We start from the raw sequence: 19,168 nt of genomic DNA, 5'->3' as shown, positions 1-19,168 counted from the left end.
GTTTTGCCTTGTTCGGGTTGCGCAAGTGCGTACCGATGCGCTTGAAAAGCAGTATCGGCGGATTCGGGGCCTTGGGATGAGGCGTCTGTACAATCCGTGTTCAATCGCGCAGATCCAGAGGTGCCGGATACGCGGGCCTTGAGGTGCGAGAGAGGGCCAGAAGGGCGATGGGCCATGCCATCGCCGCGGTATTATCCTGCAAATCAGTTACAAAGTGCAGCGTTTACGCATTCTGTCCGGATCGAGCCCTGAGCAGCGCCAGCAAGGCAGTCAACGGCAGCACCGTGCCTGCGATCAGCCCCCAGGTCCAGCCGCCATGATCAAACAACGGGCTGGCCACCGCCGAGCCAATCGCGCCACCGATGAAAATGCTGGTCATGTACAGGGCGTTGAGCCGGCTGCGGCTGGCGGCATCCAGTGCATAGACGGTTCGCTGGCCCAACACCATGCTGGTCTGCACGCAGAAATCCAGCACCACGCCCGTTACCGCAAGGCCTATCACGCTGTAGGCAGGATGAATAAGGCCCGGAAGAAAGCTCAGTGCACCGAACAGAAGTGCGCCCAAAGACGCGATGCGGGTGTAACCGGCGTCTGCCAGGCGTCCGCTGATGGGTGCCGCAATGGCACCGATTGCGCCGATCAGGGCAAAGATCGCGATCTGGCTTTGCGACAGCCCGTGATTGCGTGACAGCTCCAGGGGTACGGCGGTCCAGAACAGACTGAAGGTCGCGAACATACATGCCTGATAAAAAGCCCGCTGGCGCAGCACCGGCTGGGTGCGCAAAAGCGTCCAGAGCGAGAACAGCAACTGGCCGTAGGATGCACGATGATCCGGAACGCGTTTGGGCATGGTGGTTGCCAGCACCACACTGATACCGATCATCACCACGGCCGCTGCCCCGAACACTGCGCGCCAGCCGAAATGGTCGGCCACCAGACTGGCAATCGGCCGCGCCAGCAGAATCCCCAGCAACAGCCCGCCCATGATTCCGCCCACCACTCTGCCGCGGGATTCTTCCGGTGCCAGATGCGCCGCCAGCGGGATCAGCATCTGCACCGACACCGAACTGAAACCCACCAGCAGCGACACCAGCAGAAACAGATTCGGCTGCTCGGCAAACGCAGCGCCCAGTAGGCTGAGCACCGCAACCGCAGTGGTGATCAGCATCAGCCTGCGGTTCTCCAGCAAATCCCCCAGTGGCACCAGAAAGAACAAGCCCAGCGCATAACCGATCTGCGTTAATGAAACGATCAGACTCGCCGCCGTACTCGACAGCCCGATGTCCGGGGCAATCAGCTCGATGATCGGCTGCGCATAGTAGATGTTGGCGACAATCGCGCCGCAGCAGAAGGCAAACAGCATGACCATGGCCGGGGTCATGCTCACGGCTTTGTGCGCCGCGTGGGACGAGTGGGGCATGAAGATTCTCGCTTGAGCGTATACCTGACAGGCACGCGAGGCGCATCTGTCAGGCGGGTTTTTGACTGATGGCAAGCAGGCTAACGGTTTTGTCGGGTATTAAGTAGGTGCGGCGAGTTGATACAGGATATTTCCAGGAATGATGATGACAAGTTACATAAGCCTGTACGGGCGTCTGCCCCTATTGACGTCCGCTAACCACGGATGAATACTCGCGTCCGAATATTCATATATATGACTGGATAACTACAACAATGAACAAGCTCTCCAGCGACGAACGCCTTCCGCTTTATCAACGCCTGCGCGACAGTCTGGCCGAACAGATTGCCAATAATCGTTGGCGTCCGGGTGAAGCCATTCCTACTGAAGCGGCGCTGTCCGCTGAGTATTGCCTGTCCACCGGCACCGTGCGCAAGGCCATCGATCTGCTGGTCAGCGACAACGTTCTGGAGCGCCAACAGGGGCGTGGCACGTTTATTCGGCGTGCCAGGTTTCAGTCGTCGCTGTTTCGTTTCTTCCGTTTTCAGACCGAAGCGGGCGAGCGCCGTGTACCGGAAAGCCGGATTTTATCAATAGAGCCTGTGGCTGCGCCTTCAGCGGTCAGTCAGGCGCTGGGTCTGGTGGCCAATGCGCCGGTCATTCGGATGATCCGGCTGCGCTTGCTGGATGGTCAGCCGGTGCTGGCTGAAGAAATCTGGCTGCCTCGGATCCGCTTCCAGGCGTTGCTGGATATGGATCTCGATACTCAGGGGCCGTTGCTTTATCCGATCTATGAAGAGGTTTGCGGTCAGGTTGTGGCTTATGCGCAAGAGAGCCTGACGGCTGAAGCGGTCAACGAGGTGTACGGTCGGTTGCTGCAGGTTTCGGCCGGCAGCCCGGTAGTGGTCATTGAACGACTGGCGCGTAATTACGCCGGTGAACCTCTGGAGTGGCGACGTTCACGAGGGCACGCCAGCCATTTCCGCTACAGCGTGGAAATTCGCTGAGCGCACTGCAATCACCCCGACTCATTCGACGCTCATAAGGATAGGAAGCCATGTTCAACTGGTATCGCGAAGTCACTCCCAAGGAGCGCAAGACCTTCTGGGCCTGTTTCGGCGGTTGGTCGCTGGACGCTCTGGAAGTGCAGATGTTCGGTCTGGCCATCCCTGCCTTGATTGCCGCCTTTGCCCTGACCAAAGGCGACGCAGGGCTTATCAGCGCCGTGACGTTGGTGACGTCGGCACTGGGTGGCTGGGTCGGCGGAACGTTGTCGGATCGCTATGGCCGGGTTCGCACGTTGCAATGGATGATCCTGTGGTTTTCCTTCTTCACCTTCCTGTCTGCCTTCGTGACCGGCTTCAATCAGTTATTGATCATCAAAGCGCTGCAGGGCTTTGGCATCGGCGGTGAGTGGGCGGCGGGCGCGGTGTTGATGGCCGAGACGATCCAGTCGCGCTACCGCGGCAAGGTGATGGCAACGGTGCAAAGCGCCTGGGCTGTCGGCTGGGGGCTGGCGGTGGTGTTGTTTATCCTGATCTATTCGTTTGTGCCGGAGGATATTGCCTGGCGGGTAATGTTTTTCGTTGGCCTGCTGCCAGCACTGATGATTATCTGGGTGCGCCGCAACGTCGAGGAGCCGGACAGCTTCCAGCGCATGCAGAAAAACGCTGCGCCGAAGGGTAATTTCTTCAAGTCGATGGCCGGAATCTTTCGCCCCGAATTATTGCGCGTCACCTTGCTCGGCGGCTTGCTGGGCCTTGGTACGCACGGCGGTTATCACGCGGTCATGACGTGGCTGCCCACCTTTCTGAAAACCGAACGCAACCTGTCAGTGCTCAGCTCCGGCGGCTATCTGGCGGTCATTATCGTTGCATTCTGGTGCGGTTGCGTATGCAGCGGTCTGTTGATCGACCGCATTGGCCGACGCAAGAACATCATGCTGTTCGCGCTGTGCTGCGTGGTCACGGTGCAGTGCTATCTGATGCTGCCGCTGAGCAACACGCAAATGCTGTTTCTTGGCTTTCCGCTGGGGTTCTTCGCCGCTGGCATTCCGGCCAGCCTGGGTTCGTTTTTCAACGAGTTGTACCCGGCAGACGTACGTGGGGCAGGGGTTGGCTTCTGTTACAACTTCGGGCGCGTATTGTCGGCGGTGTTCCCGTTTCTAGTGGGCCATATGAGCGAATCGATGTCGCTGGGCACTGCCATCGGCATCGATGCCGGTATTGCCTATGGCGTGGCGATGGTGGCTGCTTTCTGCCTGCCGGAAACCCGTGGACGCAATCTTGATGCCACGCTGATTGCTGCCGAGCCGCTGGATAAGGGCGCAGCGCAGCAGGCTTGAATATCCTTTCACCCGCGGTGTTACGGCACTGCGTTGACTACAGATGAACTCATGACCGACCCCTGTACCACGCCAATCCTGGGCATTAATGCCCATGCTCATGTCTTCAGCAAGGATTTGAGTCTGACGTCAGGACGACGTTACAGCCCGGACTACGATGCCACTGTGCAAGCGTATCTGGCCCACCTGCACGAACATGGTTTGAGTCATGGCGTACTGGTGCAGCCCAGTTTTCTGGGCACCGATAACCGATTTCTGTTCGACGCTCTGGCGCAGGCCCCTGATCGGTTGCGCGGTGTGGCGGTGGTTGATACCGATATCAGCCGTGGTGCCTTGCAGCGTATGGCGGGGCTGGGCATTGTCGGTATTCGCCTGAACCTCATCGGCAGGGCATTGCCTGACTTCACCGCACCTGAATGGAAGTCGTTGTTCAAGAACGTCTGGACCCTTGGTTGGCATGTTGAACTGCACCGTGAGGTTGCGGACTTGCCGGGGCTGATCCGGCAGTTGCTGCCATTCGGTTGCAAGATTGTGATCGACCATTTTGGTCGGCCCGATGCGCGCCTTGGTATTGATGACCCGGCGTTCCAGGCATTGCTGGAGTTGGGCCTGAGCGGGCAGCTGTGGATGAAAGTCTCGGCAATTTATCGACTGGGCGGCACTGCCGAGCAAAATGCGGCGTTTGCCCACGCTGCATTGCCTCTGCTGCTGCAAAGCTTTGGTCCGCGCCGGTTGGTATGGGGTAGCGACTGGCCACACACCCAGCATGAGCAAGAGGTCAGTTACGCCAGTGTGGTCGAGCAGTTCCGGGCGCTTGAGTGCCCGGAACCGCTCAAAAACATGTTGCTGGTCGAGGCTCCTCAGGCCCTGTTCGATTTTCTGCCAATCGAAATCTGACCCGCTAAGCCGCCGGCGGCCTGATCCTGTAGCTCACCACATACAGCGCAGGCAGAAAAAACAACGTCAGCAAGGTGGCAATGGCGATACCGCCGATCATGGCGATCGCCATCGGGCCCCAGAACACCTCGCGGGCAATCGGGATCATGCCCAGGCTTGCGGCTGCTGCGGTCAGCAGAATCGGCCGGCAGCGATGTTCGGTGGCCTTGACCACCGATGTCCAGGCACTCTCACCGGCAGCGACGAACTCGTCGATCTGTGTGACCAGAATCACCGAATTGCGAATAATGATGCCGATCAGCGCCAGAACGCCAAGAATCGCGACGAAGCCCAGCGGATAGCCGGATATCAATAACGCTGCGACCACGCCAATCAGGCCGAGCGGCACCACGCTGACCACTAGCAGAAGTTTTTTGACACTGTGCAGCTGGATCATCAAAAAGCTCACCACCAGCAGCAACATCAGTGGCACGACCTTCAATATGGGCCCTTGCGAGCGGGCGCTGGCCTCGACCGCACCACCAGTAGCCAGCGAATAGCGTAGTGGCAGGCGGGCGCTGAAGGCGTCGACTTCCGTTTTCAATTGCCTGACCAGCGCGGCCGGTTGCAGTTTTCCAAGCACGCTGGCTTTAAGGGTGATGGTCGCCAGCCGGTCGCGACGCCAGACCAGCGGCTGTTCCTGCTCGTAGCTGAGCGTGGCGAACGCCAGCAGCGGCACGCTCGCACCGTTGGGTGTCGGGATCTGCAGGTTGCCGAGGCTTTGTACCGAGTTGCGCTCATCGTTTTCTGCGCGCGCGACCATGTCGATCAGGTAGGTACTGTCGCGCACCTGAGTGATGGTCGTTCCGCTGACCATACTGTTGAGGATTTGCGCCACGTCTTCCGAAGACAGGCCGAATTGACGCACCTTGTCCTGCGCGATATCAATCTTCAGCACTTTGCCCGGCTCGTTCCAGTCATAGATGACCTGGCCGATGTTTGGGTTGGCGTCGAGGATGGCCGCCAGTGCCATCGCCTGGCTGCGCACTTGTTCGATGTCCGGGCCGCTGACCCGGTATTGCACCGGCCAGCCCACTGGCGGCCCCATGTTCAATGGCTGGACGTAGCCGCCCACCCCGACATAATCGTCACGAAAGCGCTGGCGCAGACGCTCGATCAGACGATCACGCGCTGCGCCGCCCTGGCTCACGATCACCAGTTGCCCATAAAAGGGATTGCTCAGTTGCTGGTCCAGTGGCAGGTAGAAACGCACCGCACCTTTGCCTACATAGGAACTCCAGCGCAGCACATCGGGATCGTTCTTGAGCGTGGCCTCAAAGCGATCCATGGTCTGGCGTGTGCCTTCGATGGAGCCGTTTTGCGGCATATAGATATCCACCAGAATTTCCGGGCGGTCGGAGTCCGGAAAGAACTGGTTCTGCAGCATTCTGGTGGCAAACAGTGAGCCGATGAACATCAGCAACGTGATACCGATCACCCACCAGCGGTGCTCCAGGGTCTGGATCAGCAGGCCGCTGAAGCCGCGCATCCAGCGCCCCGGCGCGGCATGCGGCGCCGACGCCTTGAGGATATACACGCCAATCAGTGGCGCAAACAGCACCGCCACCAGCCAGGACAGCAACAGGGCCACGGCGATGACTGCGAACATGGTGAACACGTATTCGCCCGCTGAACTGGAATTCAGGCCGATGGGCACGAAACCGGCAACCGTCACCAGCGTGCCGGTCAGCATCGGGAAGGCCGTCGAGGTATAGGCGAAGGTCGCGGCCTGTGGCAACGAATCGCCGCTTTCCAGGCGGGTCACCATCATTTCGACGGTAATCATGGCGTCATCCACCAACAGCCCCAAGGCGATGATCAGCGCACCCAGCAAGATGCGCTGCATGGTGATGCCGCTGTACTCCATGAACACAAAGACCAGCGCGAGCACCAGTGGAATCGAACAGGCCACCACCAGACCTGCGCGAATGCCGAGGCTGATGAAGCTCACGACCAACACAATCAGGATCGCTTCAAAGAGTGCATGGGTGAAGCCGCCGATGGCTTTTTCAACCACGTCGGCCTGGCTGGACACCAGATGCACGTCGATGCCCAACGGTAGCTCGGTAGTCAGCTCGTCGATGCGCTGCTGCAACTGCGTACCGAATGCCTGAATGTTGCCGCCTTGCTTCATGGCCACCGCAAGCCCGATGGCCGGTTGGCCATTGAAACGGAACAGCGAGGAGGGCGGGTCAGCGTAGCGGCGTTCGATAGTCGCCAGATCGCTGAGGCGAAAGAACCGCTCACCAAAGCGCAGATTGACGGCCTCAAGGTCCTCTTCACTGCTGAATTGACCGCTGGCGCGTACCGCAATGCGTTCCGGGCCTGACTCAATCACCCCGGCGGGCGTTACCGAGTTTTGCGCTTGCAGGCTTTGCAGCACCTGGCGCTGATCGATGCCCAACGCCGCGAGCTTGCGGATCGAAAAATTCAGATAAATGACTTCGCGCTGGGCACCGAGCAGCTCGATCTTGCCCAGGTTGGGCACGCTGCGGATATCGGCGCGCACCTGTTCGACGTAATCGCGCAACTGGCGGAACGACAGGCCGTCAGCGGTGAACGCATAGATACTGCCGAACACATCACCAAACTCGTCGTTGAATGCAGGGCCCTGAATGCCGCTGGGCAATTCGCTGCGTACATCGCTGATCTTCTTGCGTACCTGATACCACGCTGCCGGGATGTCGGCGCTACGGGTCTCGCTTTTGAGGAAGACAAAAAGCGTCGATTCGCCGGCCAGCGTGTAGCTTTTCACGTAATCCAGCGCGTCGATTTCTTCGAGCTTCTTTTCCAGCCGGTCGGTGACCTGTTGCAAGGTGTCGGGCAACGTAGCACCCGGCCAACGCGCCTGAATGACCATGGTCTTGATGGCAAAGGAAGGGTCTTCCTCGCGGCCCAGATTCAGAAACGACCAACTGCCCATCAGCAGTGAAACGAACATCATGTACCAGACCAGCGTGCGATGCCTGAGCCCCCAGGCCGACAGATTGAAACGCTCCCTCACAAACTGACCTCTCGCTGCATGCGTATTTTCTGTCCGGACTGCATGCCGTTAACGCCAGCAGTCACCACTTTTTCGCCCTCGTGCAGCTCGCCGCTGATCCGTACCTTCGAGCCCGTGCGCGTCAGTACCTTCACCGTGCGCGCAACGAGTGTCGAGGTCGATGGGTCGATGACCCATACCTGAGACAGACCGTCGCGCTCCACAACGGCGCTGCCGGGCAGCTCGTGAAACGGCGGTGCGTCGCCGCTGATTTCGACCGTGACCGTCGAGCCCGGACGAAAGCTGTCGGGCATGTGCTGCATGGCCAGACGGACACGTTGAGTGCGGGTTTCGGCGTTGATTTGCGGTGCAAGCTGGCGGACTTTTGCGGCCACTGAGACTTGCTCATCGAGTTGCGAAATCACCCTGATGCGCTGATTGTCATCCAGTGCCCCCAGCGGCAAATCGACCACCGCTTCGCGGCTTTCCGGACGCGCAAGGCTGACCACTGCCTGACCAGTCGCGATGACCTGACCGACTTCGGCTTGCCATTCGGTGATCAGGCCGTCGAATTCGGCTGACAGGCGCGTGTAGGACACATGGTCAGTAGCTTGTTGCAGCGCAATGCTGGCCTGACTGCGAAGTGCGTCCTGAGTGCGCACTTCACTGTTCAACTGGTCCAGACGCGCCCGCGAGCCGATACCGCGCTCGTAGAGTTGCTGGTAACGCGTTTGCTCATCGCGCGCCTGCTGCCAGGCAGACCGGGCTCTGCCGAGTTCTGCCTGGCGGGCAAGCAAACGATGTTGCTGATCGCCTGGCTCCAGCGTGGCGAGCAGATCGCCTTTGTGCACTCGGTCACCGACCTCTGCGTGCCGGGTTGCCAGTCGTCCGGCCACACGAAAACCCAGTGCTACCTCGTATTGCGGCTGGATGACTCCGGCGAAGCGCGCATAAGAGGCGCTGCGCTGATCGACAATTTCGGTGAACAGCACGGGCCGCTCGACCGCTTCGCGAAGCGGTTTGTCGCGGCAGCCCGGCAGCGTCATGATCAGCAAACAGAGCAGCCAGCAAGCATGTGTCGGTCGTGGTTCTGCAGGTGTGCTGCTCATTGCCCAGGTGCCGATGACGCCAACGAGACAGCCACCTCGACTGGCACTCGCTCGGCGACCTCGACCCGTTGCCCCGGGTAGAGAAACTGCAGCCCTCGGGAAACCACCCGATCCCCCTCGGACAGCCCCTCGGAAACGATCACCTGGCCCTGTTCATAGCGCAGCACGTTGACCCGCGTCAGCTTGACCCTTGCCTGAGCGTCCACCTGCCAGACTGCCGGTTGGCCCTTGGCGCGGCTCAGCGCTGACCAGGGCAGAGCGTACGCCCGTTGTGACCGAACCTGCAGGCGGGCGCTGACCACTGAGCCGAGTGCAGGTGCAACGGCGACGTCCGGCAGCGCAACGCGCACTCGCAATGTGCCGTTAGCGGCGGAAACGATGGGCGTGATTTCCCTGATGATGCCGGTCAACTGAATGCCCTGTTCAGCGATAGGGCTAATGATCACCGTAGCGCCTGTCTGATCGGAGCGCAGCAGCGATTCATACACGTAAAATACCGCTTCGCGTTCGCCATCGTGAGCGACACTGAACACCGGTGCGGCGGCCTGGACCACCTGACCTTCTTCGGCATGCCGTGCAGTGATGACGCCATCTGCTACTGCGAGCAGTTCGGTGTAACCGACTTGATCACGTGCATTGGCCTGTTGAGCTTGCAGCGCTGCCAATTCAGCTCGCGCACTCTCAAGGCCGGAGCGTGCCTTCTGGTATTCACTGAGATTGGTATAGCCCTTGGGCAGCAGTAACTGCTGACGCAGGTAATTTTGTTCGGCGAGGTATAAGCGCGACTGTCGCATGGCCACTTCGGCATTGGCCGACGCCAGCTCGTTCTTCTGTTCTTGCGGGTCCAGCCTGGCAAGCACTTGCCCGGCACGCACGCGGTTCCCGACATCCACGTAGCGTTTGATCAGCTTGCCCGACACGCGAAACGCTTGCTCGGTTACTTTGCGCGCCTGGATATCGCCTGTCAGCGTCACACTGCTTGAGACGTCCACCAAGGCAACTGGCTGTACCTCGACTCGCACCAGCGCCTTTTCTGCAGGTTTCCCTGCGGAACAAGCGCTGAGCGAGAGCAGTGAAATGAACCCCAGCACCAGGCCGGGCTGAACAGGTATGAGGTGCGATGGCCGGACATTTCCGGTAGCACGGCAGTACCAACGCAAGCGCGTTGCAAAGGGAAAAGTCATCAACGAATAGCACTGCCCGATCAAAGAAACCAACACCGGTGAACCACTGCGTCACGCCGGAAAAGCTGAACGGCTTCCCGGGCGCAGGCGAGCGTGTTTCAGGCCATCGCGGTGACGCTTGGCCACACCTGTTGAGTGGCATCGGTGCCCAGGAACGTCAGTGCGGTGCGTTGCGAGTGGTGCCACGCCGCCTTGCTCTCCAGATCCAGAAAGTGCCCGGTGTCCGGAACGACGTTGAAACTGCTTTTGGCGATGTAGTTGGAAAACATCCGCGCATCTTCAACGGTGGTGTACTCATCTTTTTCACCGTTGATGAACAGCACCGGAATCTTGATCGAGGAAAAACGCTCGACGTAGTTAGTGGCGCTTAGTTTGCGAATCTGGCTGATGTGAAAGTCGATCTGGCGATATTCGTGTTCGGCAAGGCTGATCAGGTGCTTGTAGTTATAAAGTTTGAACAGGCGCGGCAGGTACTTGCCCACGGTGTCATTGAGCAGTGAGCCGATCTTGCGCTTCTCGCGGGCGGCCAGATAGATCTGGGCGTTATCGATGTAATCGAGCATGGCCTCGTTGAGGACCGGCGAGAACGAGCTGATGATCGCCTTTTCCACGGATGGCGGGCACTCGGAAAGGGCCAGCAGGGCCGATACACCGCCCCAGGATACCGACAGCAGGTGGTTCACCTGATAAAGGTCGATCAACTGCAGCAGGATGTTTACTTCATCTTCCTTGCTGACAATCATGTCGTCCGGGTTGTGGGCTCGGGACTGCCCCGAAAACGGCAGGTCGAATAGCACGAGGTTGTAGTGCGGTTGCAGGTACTTGACGGTCTGCCCGAAAGAGCCGGTGGTCGATAACGCACCGTTGACCAGCAAGATGGTCTTGGCCTCGCTGCCTTTCCAGTAAGTCTCGGTGTAAACCTTGTACTGACCTACGCTTAAAATCTTTGATTGTGCGCCCATAACAGCCTCCCAGCCGATGTTGATCCAACTAATTAGTACAGCGTTCTCTGCTTTGGCAGCCATGTCAAAGCCTCGCCTTGTTAGTGGCGAAATCCGGTGAGTTATTATTTTGGGTGCAGCCAAGCGGTGCAGCAGGAACCTTGTTTGCCCGGTTATAGATAGCGCAGCGCCAGCGAAGCGACAAGACGCTGACGTCATAAAAATGTCTATTCGTTCACATTTTGCCTGGAAGGCGAAGAACCGCCATCTGCTCGATGGGGTGATTTATTCGGGGAAAACCGTCATATAAAGCCAGAAAAGCGCATTTATTGAGTGGAACTTGTGAGCGCTGAAACGGTCAAGCTACAGTGTTTTTTGAAACATATTGTTACAAACTAGCGCTTGGCAGGCTGCGCCAGATAACTATCGAAAGCTCTGGAACCACTGACCCAGACGCTTCAAACTCGTCAAAAAGCAGGCACGTAGTGTTTTGCGCAGGAGATCGTGATTGAATCTCAGGCCGAGTGTTTACGGTGCGACATTCCAGCAACAAGCTTGCGCCGCCGTATTCGCTGATGCCTATTTGCAGCGTAAAACCATGCAGATTGACGATAGCGGCGACTACGGAAAGACCGAGCCCGAAGCCGCTCTGTTCAGTGCCGGTTTCGCTGCGATAGAAGCGCTGGAAGACGGCTGCGCGCTCGGCGACGGGGATGCCGGGCCCAGAGTCCTGTACTTCAATGCACGGCGTGATGCCGTCGCTGGAGGGGTAGGCGCTGATTTTTACAATCCCGCCGGAAGGGGTGAACTTGATTGCATTTCCCAGCAGGTTGGTCAGCGCTTCAAACAGCAGGGCTCGGTCGCCTACCAGCGTGGGTAATGTGTCGTGCAGGTCCAGCAGCAGGGTGATCTGGTCTTCTTCGGCCAGTGGCAGGTAGAAATCATGCAGTTCCTGCAACAGTGGTTGCAGCTCCAGCTCAATGAACGCCGAACGTCGCTGGCGGTCTTCCAGTTCCGAAATGCGCAGCAGCCCACGGAAACGCGCCATCAGCGTGTCTGCTTCACTGATGACCTGGGCAATCTGGGTGGAATGGGGCGAATCGTGTGCTGATTGCTGCTGAATGCGATAAAGCTGGGCGCGCAGCCGGGTCAGTGGCGTGCGCAGGTCATGGGCGATATTGTCGCAGACGCCCTTGACCTCGTTCATGAGCTTTTCGATACGGTCGAGCATGGCGTTGACGATCACCGCCAGCATGTCCAGCTCATCACGTCTGTTCGAGACCGGCAGTCGGCCAGCCATGTCGCCGGCGATGATTGATTCGGCGCTGGCCTGAATGGCGCGTATGCGGCGCAACGGGCGGCGGCGCAGCAAATGCCAGCCGGCGACCCCGGGAATAATGGTCAGAGAGATGCCCCACAGCAAGGCATGCAGGATCAGAGTGCTGACGGCAAGCAACGAGCCATTCTCGCGCACCAGTACCAGCCAGCGCCCGTCGGACGTTCGGTTGACTATCGCATCACAGCTGCCTTGCGGCAGGCCCGGGTCATCCGATTCGATGCAGTCGCTCAGTACATGGATCTGGCCGTCGATGGGCAGGTTTTTCGGCACACGGGTGATGGGGCCTGCCACGGGACGAAAGTTTCGGTCGAACAGGCCATAAGCGTCCACTGCGCGCGTATCGAAGGTCATGCTGGTGGCCAGAGCATCAACCAGGGCCTGACCTTCAAAGCGCGAAAACAGCTGCTGGCGGTGAGTGAGTGACTGGCGGGCGAGGTTGTCCAGGTAGGAGTTGACCTCCCAGTAGAGGACGCCCAGCAGCATCACGCTCCAGGCGACAAACAGGGAACTGTATAGCGCCAGTAATCGGCTTGTTGAAGATCGCCAGCCCTTAGACGGGTTCGGCAATAACATAACCTGAACCTCGCACGGTCTGGATCAGCTGTGCGGTGCCAGGTTGGTCTATCTTCTTGCGCAGACGGCCAATGTGCACGTCGATCAGGTTAGTGCCCGGATCAAAGTGATAGCCCCAGACTTCCTGGAAAATCATCATGCGGGTGATGATCTGGCCGCTGTTGCGCATCAGGAATTCCAGCAGCTTGAACTCGGTGGGCAGCAGGGTCAGCGGCTCACCGCCACGGCAGGCTTCGCGGCTGATCAGGTTCAGTTCCAGATCAGCGACCTGTAGCACTGTCTTGCCCGCGCTGACCGGGTTGCTGCGGCGCAGGAGCACTTCGACACGCGCCGCCATTTCGTCGGAAGCAAACGGTTTGGGCAGATAATCATCCCCACCTGCACGCAGCCCGCGCACCCGCTCGTCCACGTCGGAAAGAGCGCTGATCATCAGGATTGGCGTGGCGATACCCTGGGCGCGCAGATGGGTGACGATGGTCAGACCATCCATCTCCGGAAGCATGCGGTCCAGAGTAATCAAGTCATAGTCGCCGCTCACTGCACGTGCAAGACCGTCACGGCCGTTGTCCACCCAGTCCACTTCCAGTCCGTGGTTGCTGAGTTCGGTCACGATTTCCTTTGCTGTGATGGCATCATCTTCGATTGCCAGAATTCGGGTCATGGTCCCTGCCTGAATAAGTGCGTTCAAAAACTCATTCTGCCTTTAAAAGCCACTGCGCTTCCTGAAAGAAAGTTTAATGATAGGGATCATATGTCATTCTGCATGCTGATATCCGCGTCCTTGAGCGTTTGCTGCTGCTTTTCCCGGCGGCTTTTTTCTGCCTTGTCCTGACGATCGCGTTCCAGTTTGGCGGTCGTGTCTTTTTCGCTGCGGATCTGTGCATGGCTGATCAAGGCAAAGATAAAGCTGCCACCAATGATATTGCCTGCCAATGTAGGACCGGCAAAGGTAAACCAGAAATCCTTCCAGCCCAGCTCTCCGGCAAATACCAGATAGGACACTTCGGCCGAGCCCACGACAATGTGCGTGAAGTCCCCGAGCGCCATCAGGTAAGTGATCAGAATGATAATGGCGATCTTGGCATTTTCCATGGATGCAATCATCCAGACCATGGTCGCGATCATCCAGCCGGACACGATGCCCTTGGAAAACATCTGACTGACGTCGTTTTCCATGACCTTGTGGCCAATCTCCAGAAATGCCTTGTCTGTACTGGTGTCGAAAATCGGCAGATTGAGCATGACATACGCTACCAGCAGCGTTCCTGCGAGGTTGCCCGCCAATACCACACCCCAGAGCCGAAACAATCGACCGATGTTGGCCAGGTTCAACTTGCTCATGACCGGCAGCACGGCGGTAATAGTGTTTTCAGTGAACAATTGCTGGCGCGCCAGGATGACCGCGAGAAACCCGGCCGAATAGCCAAGGCTGCTGATTACGTGACTGCCGGGTATGCCTTCCAGCCGCGACTTGAACAGCCCCATCGCCATCAACGACAGGCCCATCGTCAGCCCGGCCGCGAGCGCCGACCACCACAGGGCGGCAACACTGCGCTCCAGTTCGTGATCGCCCTGAATACGGATGGTTTCGTGCAGCACCGCCGCGCGGGGCGGCTGGTTCTCATCAATCTCGCGCTCTTCCTCGGCTGACAGGCCGGGGGTCTTGCCGTCTACTTCGTGATCCATACAACATCCTCAGCGCCAGTGATGAAAGGGACCGGCACGGGCATTGCCGGTCCGATGGTTCAGACAGGCGCCGCGCGCGGTCGTTCGCTAACAGCGGGACGTATCAACGATTGTTTGCGCCGGTTGCAGGGTGCGCCCGTCTAGCCCAGCAGATCTGAGCTTTGCACGCGTTCTACACCCATGCTCAGGAGGGTCTTCCAGGCATTCTCCAGCGAGCCGTTCATGTCGATGGCGCGACAGCCATCTTCGATGACATACGTATTGAAACCGGCACTGCGTGCATCCTGAGCAGACCAGGCGACGCAGAAATCCAGCGCCAGACCGACCACGAATACCGTGTCGATGCCGCGCTCTTTCAGATACCCGGCCAGTCCTGTGCTGGTCGTGCGGTCTGCCTCCAGAAATGCCGAATAGCTGTCGATATGCGTATTGCAGCCCTTGCGCAGGATCAGTTGTGCGTGAGGCAGGTCAAGATCAGCGTGCAACTGCGCACCGTGGCTGCCTTGCACGCAGTCCGGCCACAGGGTTTGCGGGCCGTAGGGCAGGGTGATGCTCTCGAACGGCAGGTGCTGAGCGTGGCTTGAAGCAAACGAAATATGCCCGGCAGGATGCCAGTCCTGCGTAATGATCACTTGGGCAAAACGCGCGCCCAGACGATTGATCAACGGCAGCAACGCGTCGCCGTCGCCCACCGCCAGTTGTCCGCCGGGCATGAAGTCGTACTGCATGTCGATCACCAGCAAAGCACAACGCGGGTCGGCGGGCTTGTTGGAAAGAGGCATTGTCGGTTCTCTTGTCAGGTGCGATGAGCGCCAGTTTGCCTGTTTGTCCCCACGGTTGCGAAGTGTGATGCGCAGCATGGGCAAAAGATATTTTTGCGAATTTGTATCAGGTGTTAATACGAATTTTTACTATTCGCGAAAAATCCTGCCGACTCCCAAGAGGCCTGGTTTCTTGCCAAGGGCTGCACGTCGATGCGTCGTACTCTCGTTTCACTTTGCGTCATTCAAGCGATCTCTCAAGCCGCCTGGGCTGACCAGGTTACTGCCGGGCAACCTTCCGTAGAGTTGCAGAATATCGACATCCAGGGCGCTGCCAATGCCGAAACGGCGCAAGGGCCGGTCGAAGGCTATCGGGCCACACGCTCCGCCAGCGCCACGCGCACCGATACCTCGCTGCATGAAACGCCACAGTCCGTCAGCGTTGTGACCCGCGACGCGGTAGAAGACATCGGTTCCACACGATTGCAGGACGCTCTGGACTACGCGGGTGGCGTCGGGCGGGCCAACAACTTCGGCGGTCAAGGGCTGACTACATTCACGGTGCGCGGTTTTACCGCCGGCGAGTTCTATCGCAACGGCTTCCCGATCAATCGCGGCTATCCGAACATGCCGGATGCCAACACCATCGAGCGCCTTGAAGTGTTGCGCGGTCCGGCCACCACGCTGTACGGCCGGGGCGATCCGGGCGGCACCTTCAACGTGGTCTCCAAGCAGCCACTGGCTGAGCGCAAGGTCACGCTGGGCAGCCAGCTCAATGATCAGGGCATGAAGCGCGGCACGCTGGACGCGTCCGGTCCGCTGGATGACGAAGGGCGTTTCGCCTATCGCCTCAACGTCGTGGGCGAAGGCGGCGATACCTTTCGTGATCACGTCGAGACCGAACGCTATGGCGTGGCTCCGGTTTTGAGCTGGGAGGTCAACGACGTCACGCGCATTACCTTCGAAGGCGACTTCATGCGCAACAATGCACCGCTGGATCGTGGCCTGACGCGTTATGCCAACCAGGCGAGTACCGCCTCGCGCGATACGTTCTTCGGTGAGAAGAGCGTGGGCAAGCTGCATAACGACAACAACATGGCTCAGTTGCGCTTCGACCATGACCTCAATGCCGACTGGAAGTTGGGTGGCGGCGTCCAGCTTCTCGACGGTTCCCTGCAAGGCAATGCCATCGAGGCCAACGGCCTGGCGGCAGATGGTCGCACCCTCGGGCGCAACTTCAACTATCGCAAGCTGGAATGGACAGATCGCGATGTGCAGTTGAACCTGACCGGGCACTTTTCCGTCGGTGGTTTCGACCACACGCTGCTGACCGGGGTCGAGTATGAGGATTATGACTACAAGTCGATCATCCAGCGTTCCAGCGGCGCCGTCGGTGCCTACCCGATAGACATCTTCAACCCTGTCTATGGTCAGGCCCGGCCAGCACTTACCCGGACCACGACCCACGACAAGGAAAACCTCAAGACCTGGGCTGCCTTCGTGCAGGACCAGGTGGCGTTGACCGAGCGTCTGAAGCTATTGGGCGGCGTGCGTCTGGAACGTTTTGAACATGATTACGATTCCTTCCTGCCCGGCACCAGCAGTTGGACCGCCAGCGATAATGCCGTCACACCGCGTGTTGGCCTGAGCTACGACCTGACCGACACCATCGCTGTCTACGCCAATACCGCACGTTCATTCAAACCCAACAGCGGCGCGAGCCGGCTGGGTGGCGGCTTCAAGCCGGAAGAGGGCAAGTCTTACGAAATCGGCACCAAGTGGGAAGCGCTGGAAGGCCAGTTGAGTGTTGATGCGGCGATCTACCAGATCGAGAAGCGTAACGTGCTGACCACCGACCCGGTTGATTCCACATTCAGTGTAGCGGCAGGCGAAGTGCGCAGCCGTGGCCTGGATCTCAACGTGGTCGGCAACCTGACGCCCGAGTGGCGGATGATGGGCAGCTACGCTTACGTCGACGCCGAAGTGACCAAGGACAACACGCTGCGCTCCGGCACACGGTTGATGAACATCCCTGAGCAGACCTTCAGCCTGCTCAACGTCTACGAGTTTCAGGAGGGGACCTTGCGCGGCCTGGGTCTGGGCGGCGGCGGTCGTTATGTCGACCAGCGCGCCGGGCGCACCGCCAATGTCGCCTTTTCGATGGACAGCTACACCGTGTTCGACCTGCTGGCCTACTACAAGGTCAACCAGCACGTGAAGCTCAACCTGGACCTGAAGAACGTCTTCGATACCGAGTATGAGGAAGGTGCGTTTGGCAACGTCTATGCGTATCCGGGGGCGCCGCGGACGGTGCAGGTGGGGATTGCTTATACGTTGTGATGGTGCAAGTACCTGAGATGCAAAGCCTGACCCTTTGAGGGTCAGGTTCAGCAGCGTGTGTGATGGATACCGGACCCTGATCACGCGCCGTATTGAATCATAAGAACTGATCTGACTTTGAAAAGCCGGCACGGCGGCGAAGTTTGCCATCCTGGAACTGGTCCTTGCCAGGTAGAATGTCCGCTCCGGCTGCTTTGAGAGCGGTCATATTATCCTGCAAGGCTTTGGTGGCTTCGTCCTTTTGCTGGAACGTGTTTCCTACCAGAAATTTGGCGTTACCCACTTCGCCAATCTGGAATTTATAACCAGCCTCTCGCAGTGCCTTGATCTGTTTTCCGAGCCGGGAAGAGGCTTCGCTTTCCCTGGCGTACACATGAAAACTGCCAATCAGGGCAGGGTTGCCTTCGCCATTGGCGGCCTTTAATTGATCGGCAAACTTGACCAGGCCGCTTTGCGGGCCAGCAGTCAGGCCACCTCCCCAGTTGCTGTCCTCGACAACAATAGTTCCTTTATAGCCGGAATTGCGCGCGGCTTTTATTAATGTGGTTTGCATGTCAGCCCAGTCCTGACTGGCGCTTTTGCCGCCCTGATTGAAAGTGTCCAGTACGAAACTGGTACGACTGCCAAACTTTTTGACCACATTACTGATGTCGGCCGAGGCCTGCTTCAACTTTTCTCCGGTCAGCACGTTTCCGCCACCCTGGTTCGCATTGTCGCGAAAGGTGAACTGAACTTTCACACCCTGTTTGTCTCCTTCGCTAAGCAATGCCCTGAGCTTATCCATCTGCCTGGCGTCCTTGATCTGATCATGCGTCATCTGGAAGCGTAAGGTCCCGCCTCCAATCGTTTTCAGGTCCTGAATCATCTTCGTGGCAGCAGCAGGTGTGGCGATGTCATCAGGATTGGCGTTGGCTCCCCCGCGCGAGACTTCCTCGGCGATTTTGACAGGCTCTGCAGAGGCGACCTTGTCTTTGTCTGTGACTTTCGTTTCTGGCGCGGAAGGGGTTGCGTTGTCTTTGACAGCGGCCACTTCGTCGCGCAGAGCCTTGGTATCGCCCTGAGTGGCAAGCGTCTGTTGACTGGCAAGCAATGCCCTATCCGACGGGGATGCTTCGCTCTCCAGTGACCGAGCATTTCGACTGTGCATGGTTCTCGTGTAGACCGGAAAAGCTTCCGGTGCCTCGGCGGAGCGGCTGTCAGAGGCGGTGTAGGTGTCGAGCTTCGCCTGCGTATCCGGATTCGCTTCAGTAGCGCCAGCGCCCACGGGACGCGTGGTTCTATCGGCCATTACAGGCTTTTCCCTGGCGGCCATGAGGGGGTCATAGGACCTGTCTGAGCGAATATTCATCGAATGTCTCTGTAGGCTCCGTGCGACAAGTGGCTGCGCCCTGCGAAACAGGAGAATAAGTCGCCAGGCCAGCTATAACTTAGTGGATTGCAGTATTCATATAACGGGGAGGGAAACTTAAGATGACGCTTTTATTAACGTTTTTCTTTTTCTGTTCTTCCTTGAAATATGGCTTCCTGGCGTAATCCTGTTTTGAGCGTTATCTGTTAGGGAGACGCTGAACAA

The 19,168-nt window shown here is 58.5% G+C and carries 13 protein-coding genes and 1 pseudogene; 4 read left to right on the top strand and 10 right to left on the bottom strand.

The window, feature by feature from the left end; translation table 11 throughout:
* Nucleotides 1–223: 223 nt before the first annotated feature.
* Nucleotides 224–1,420: an MFS transporter gene (locus ALO64_RS11980; protein WP_044344492.1), complete on the bottom strand. Its 1,197-nt coding sequence runs from the start codon at nt 1,418–1,420 to the stop codon at nt 224–226.
* Nucleotides 1,421–1,674: 254 nt separating this feature from the next.
* On the opposite strand from ALO64_RS11980, the gene ALO64_RS11975 reads away from it, so the two are divergent.
* Genes ALO64_RS11975 through ALO64_RS11965 form a run of 3 tightly spaced genes read left to right on the top strand, consistent with a single transcriptional unit; the run spans nt 1,675 to nt 4,640 of the window.
* Complete coding sequence (locus tag ALO64_RS11975) at nt 1,675–2,406, top strand: GntR family transcriptional regulator (RefSeq protein ID WP_044317702.1); 732 nt, start codon at nt 1,675–1,677, stop codon at nt 2,404–2,406.
* A 50-nt stretch (nt 2,407–2,456) separates the two neighbouring features.
* Nucleotides 2,457–3,743 carry an MFS transporter gene (locus tag ALO64_RS11970; RefSeq protein WP_044344491.1) on the top strand — a complete coding sequence of 429 codons (1,287 nt, stop codon included), beginning with the start codon at nt 2,457–2,459 and terminating at the stop codon, nt 3,741–3,743.
* Nucleotides 3,744–3,794: 51 nt separating this feature from the next.
* A complete protein-coding gene (locus ALO64_RS11965) occupies nt 3,795–4,640 on the top strand; it encodes an amidohydrolase family protein (RefSeq protein WP_044344490.1) in 846 nt (281 codons plus the stop codon).
* Between the two features lie 4 nt (nt 4,641–4,644).
* Here ALO64_RS11965 and ALO64_RS11960 read toward each other — a convergent pair whose 3' ends face one another.
* From ALO64_RS11960 to pncA, 8 genes and pseudogenes are all read right to left on the bottom strand, one after another.
* Nucleotides 4,645–7,683 carry an efflux RND transporter permease subunit gene (locus tag ALO64_RS11960; protein ID WP_044344489.1) on the bottom strand — a complete coding sequence of 1,013 codons (3,039 nt, stop codon included), beginning with the start codon at nt 7,681–7,683 and terminating at the stop codon, nt 4,645–4,647.
* Nucleotides 7,680–8,771, bottom strand: coding sequence for an efflux RND transporter periplasmic adaptor subunit (locus tag ALO64_RS11955; RefSeq protein WP_044344488.1), 1,092 nt, complete (start codon nt 8,769–8,771; stop codon nt 7,680–7,682). The genes ALO64_RS11960 and ALO64_RS11955 overlap by 4 nt, the downstream gene beginning before the upstream one ends.
* Nucleotides 8,768–9,955 carry an efflux RND transporter periplasmic adaptor subunit gene (locus ALO64_RS11950; RefSeq protein WP_044344502.1) on the bottom strand — a complete coding sequence of 396 codons (1,188 nt, stop codon included), beginning with the start codon at nt 9,953–9,955 and terminating at the stop codon, nt 8,768–8,770. The genes ALO64_RS11955 and ALO64_RS11950 overlap by 4 nt, the downstream gene beginning before the upstream one ends.
* A 98-nt stretch (nt 9,956–10,053) precedes the next feature.
* Complete coding sequence (locus tag ALO64_RS11945) at nt 10,054–10,980, bottom strand: alpha/beta fold hydrolase (protein WP_052508575.1); 927 nt, start codon at nt 10,978–10,980, stop codon at nt 10,054–10,056.
* Nucleotides 10,981–11,419: 439 nt separating this feature from the next.
* Nucleotides 11,420–12,808 (bottom strand): annotated as a pseudogene (locus ALO64_RS11940) (sensor histidine kinase); the annotation flags it as partial.
* On the bottom strand, nt 12,786–13,469 hold the full coding sequence (locus tag ALO64_RS11935) for a response regulator transcription factor (RefSeq protein WP_002553943.1): 684 nt from the start codon (nt 13,467–13,469) through the stop codon (nt 12,786–12,788). The gene ALO64_RS11935 and the pseudogene ALO64_RS11940, both read right to left, overlap by 23 nt.
* Before the next feature lie 86 nt (nt 13,470–13,555).
* Nucleotides 13,556–14,494, bottom strand: coding sequence for a formate/nitrite transporter family protein (locus tag ALO64_RS11930; RefSeq protein WP_002553942.1), 939 nt, complete (start codon nt 14,492–14,494; stop codon nt 13,556–13,558).
* Between the two features lie 140 nt (nt 14,495–14,634).
* Nucleotides 14,635–15,276, bottom strand: coding sequence for a bifunctional nicotinamidase/pyrazinamidase (gene pncA, locus ALO64_RS11925; protein WP_044344487.1), 642 nt, complete (start codon nt 15,274–15,276; stop codon nt 14,635–14,637).
* A 192-nt stretch (nt 15,277–15,468) separates the two neighbouring features.
* Here pncA and ALO64_RS11920 point away from each other — a divergent pair, with 192 nt between their 5' ends.
* Entirely contained in the window at nt 15,469–17,595 is a 2,127-nt protein-coding gene (locus ALO64_RS11920) for a TonB-dependent siderophore receptor (protein WP_044344486.1), read from the top strand.
* Nucleotides 17,596–17,692: 97 nt separating this feature from the next.
* On the opposite strand, the gene ALO64_RS11915 is transcribed toward ALO64_RS11920, so the two are convergent.
* On the bottom strand, nt 17,693–18,943 hold the full coding sequence (locus tag ALO64_RS11915) for a cellulase family glycosylhydrolase (protein ID WP_031599735.1): 1,251 nt from the start codon (nt 18,941–18,943) through the stop codon (nt 17,693–17,695).
* Nucleotides 18,944–19,168 lie beyond the last annotated feature (225 nt).

The organism is Pseudomonas meliae (assembly GCF_001400515.1).
Classification (GTDB): domain Bacteria; phylum Pseudomonadota; class Gammaproteobacteria; order Pseudomonadales; family Pseudomonadaceae; genus Aquipseudomonas; species Aquipseudomonas amygdali.
The sequence above is the reverse complement of the archived record's forward strand: the minus strand, read 5'-3'. Positions and strand labels throughout refer to the sequence as shown.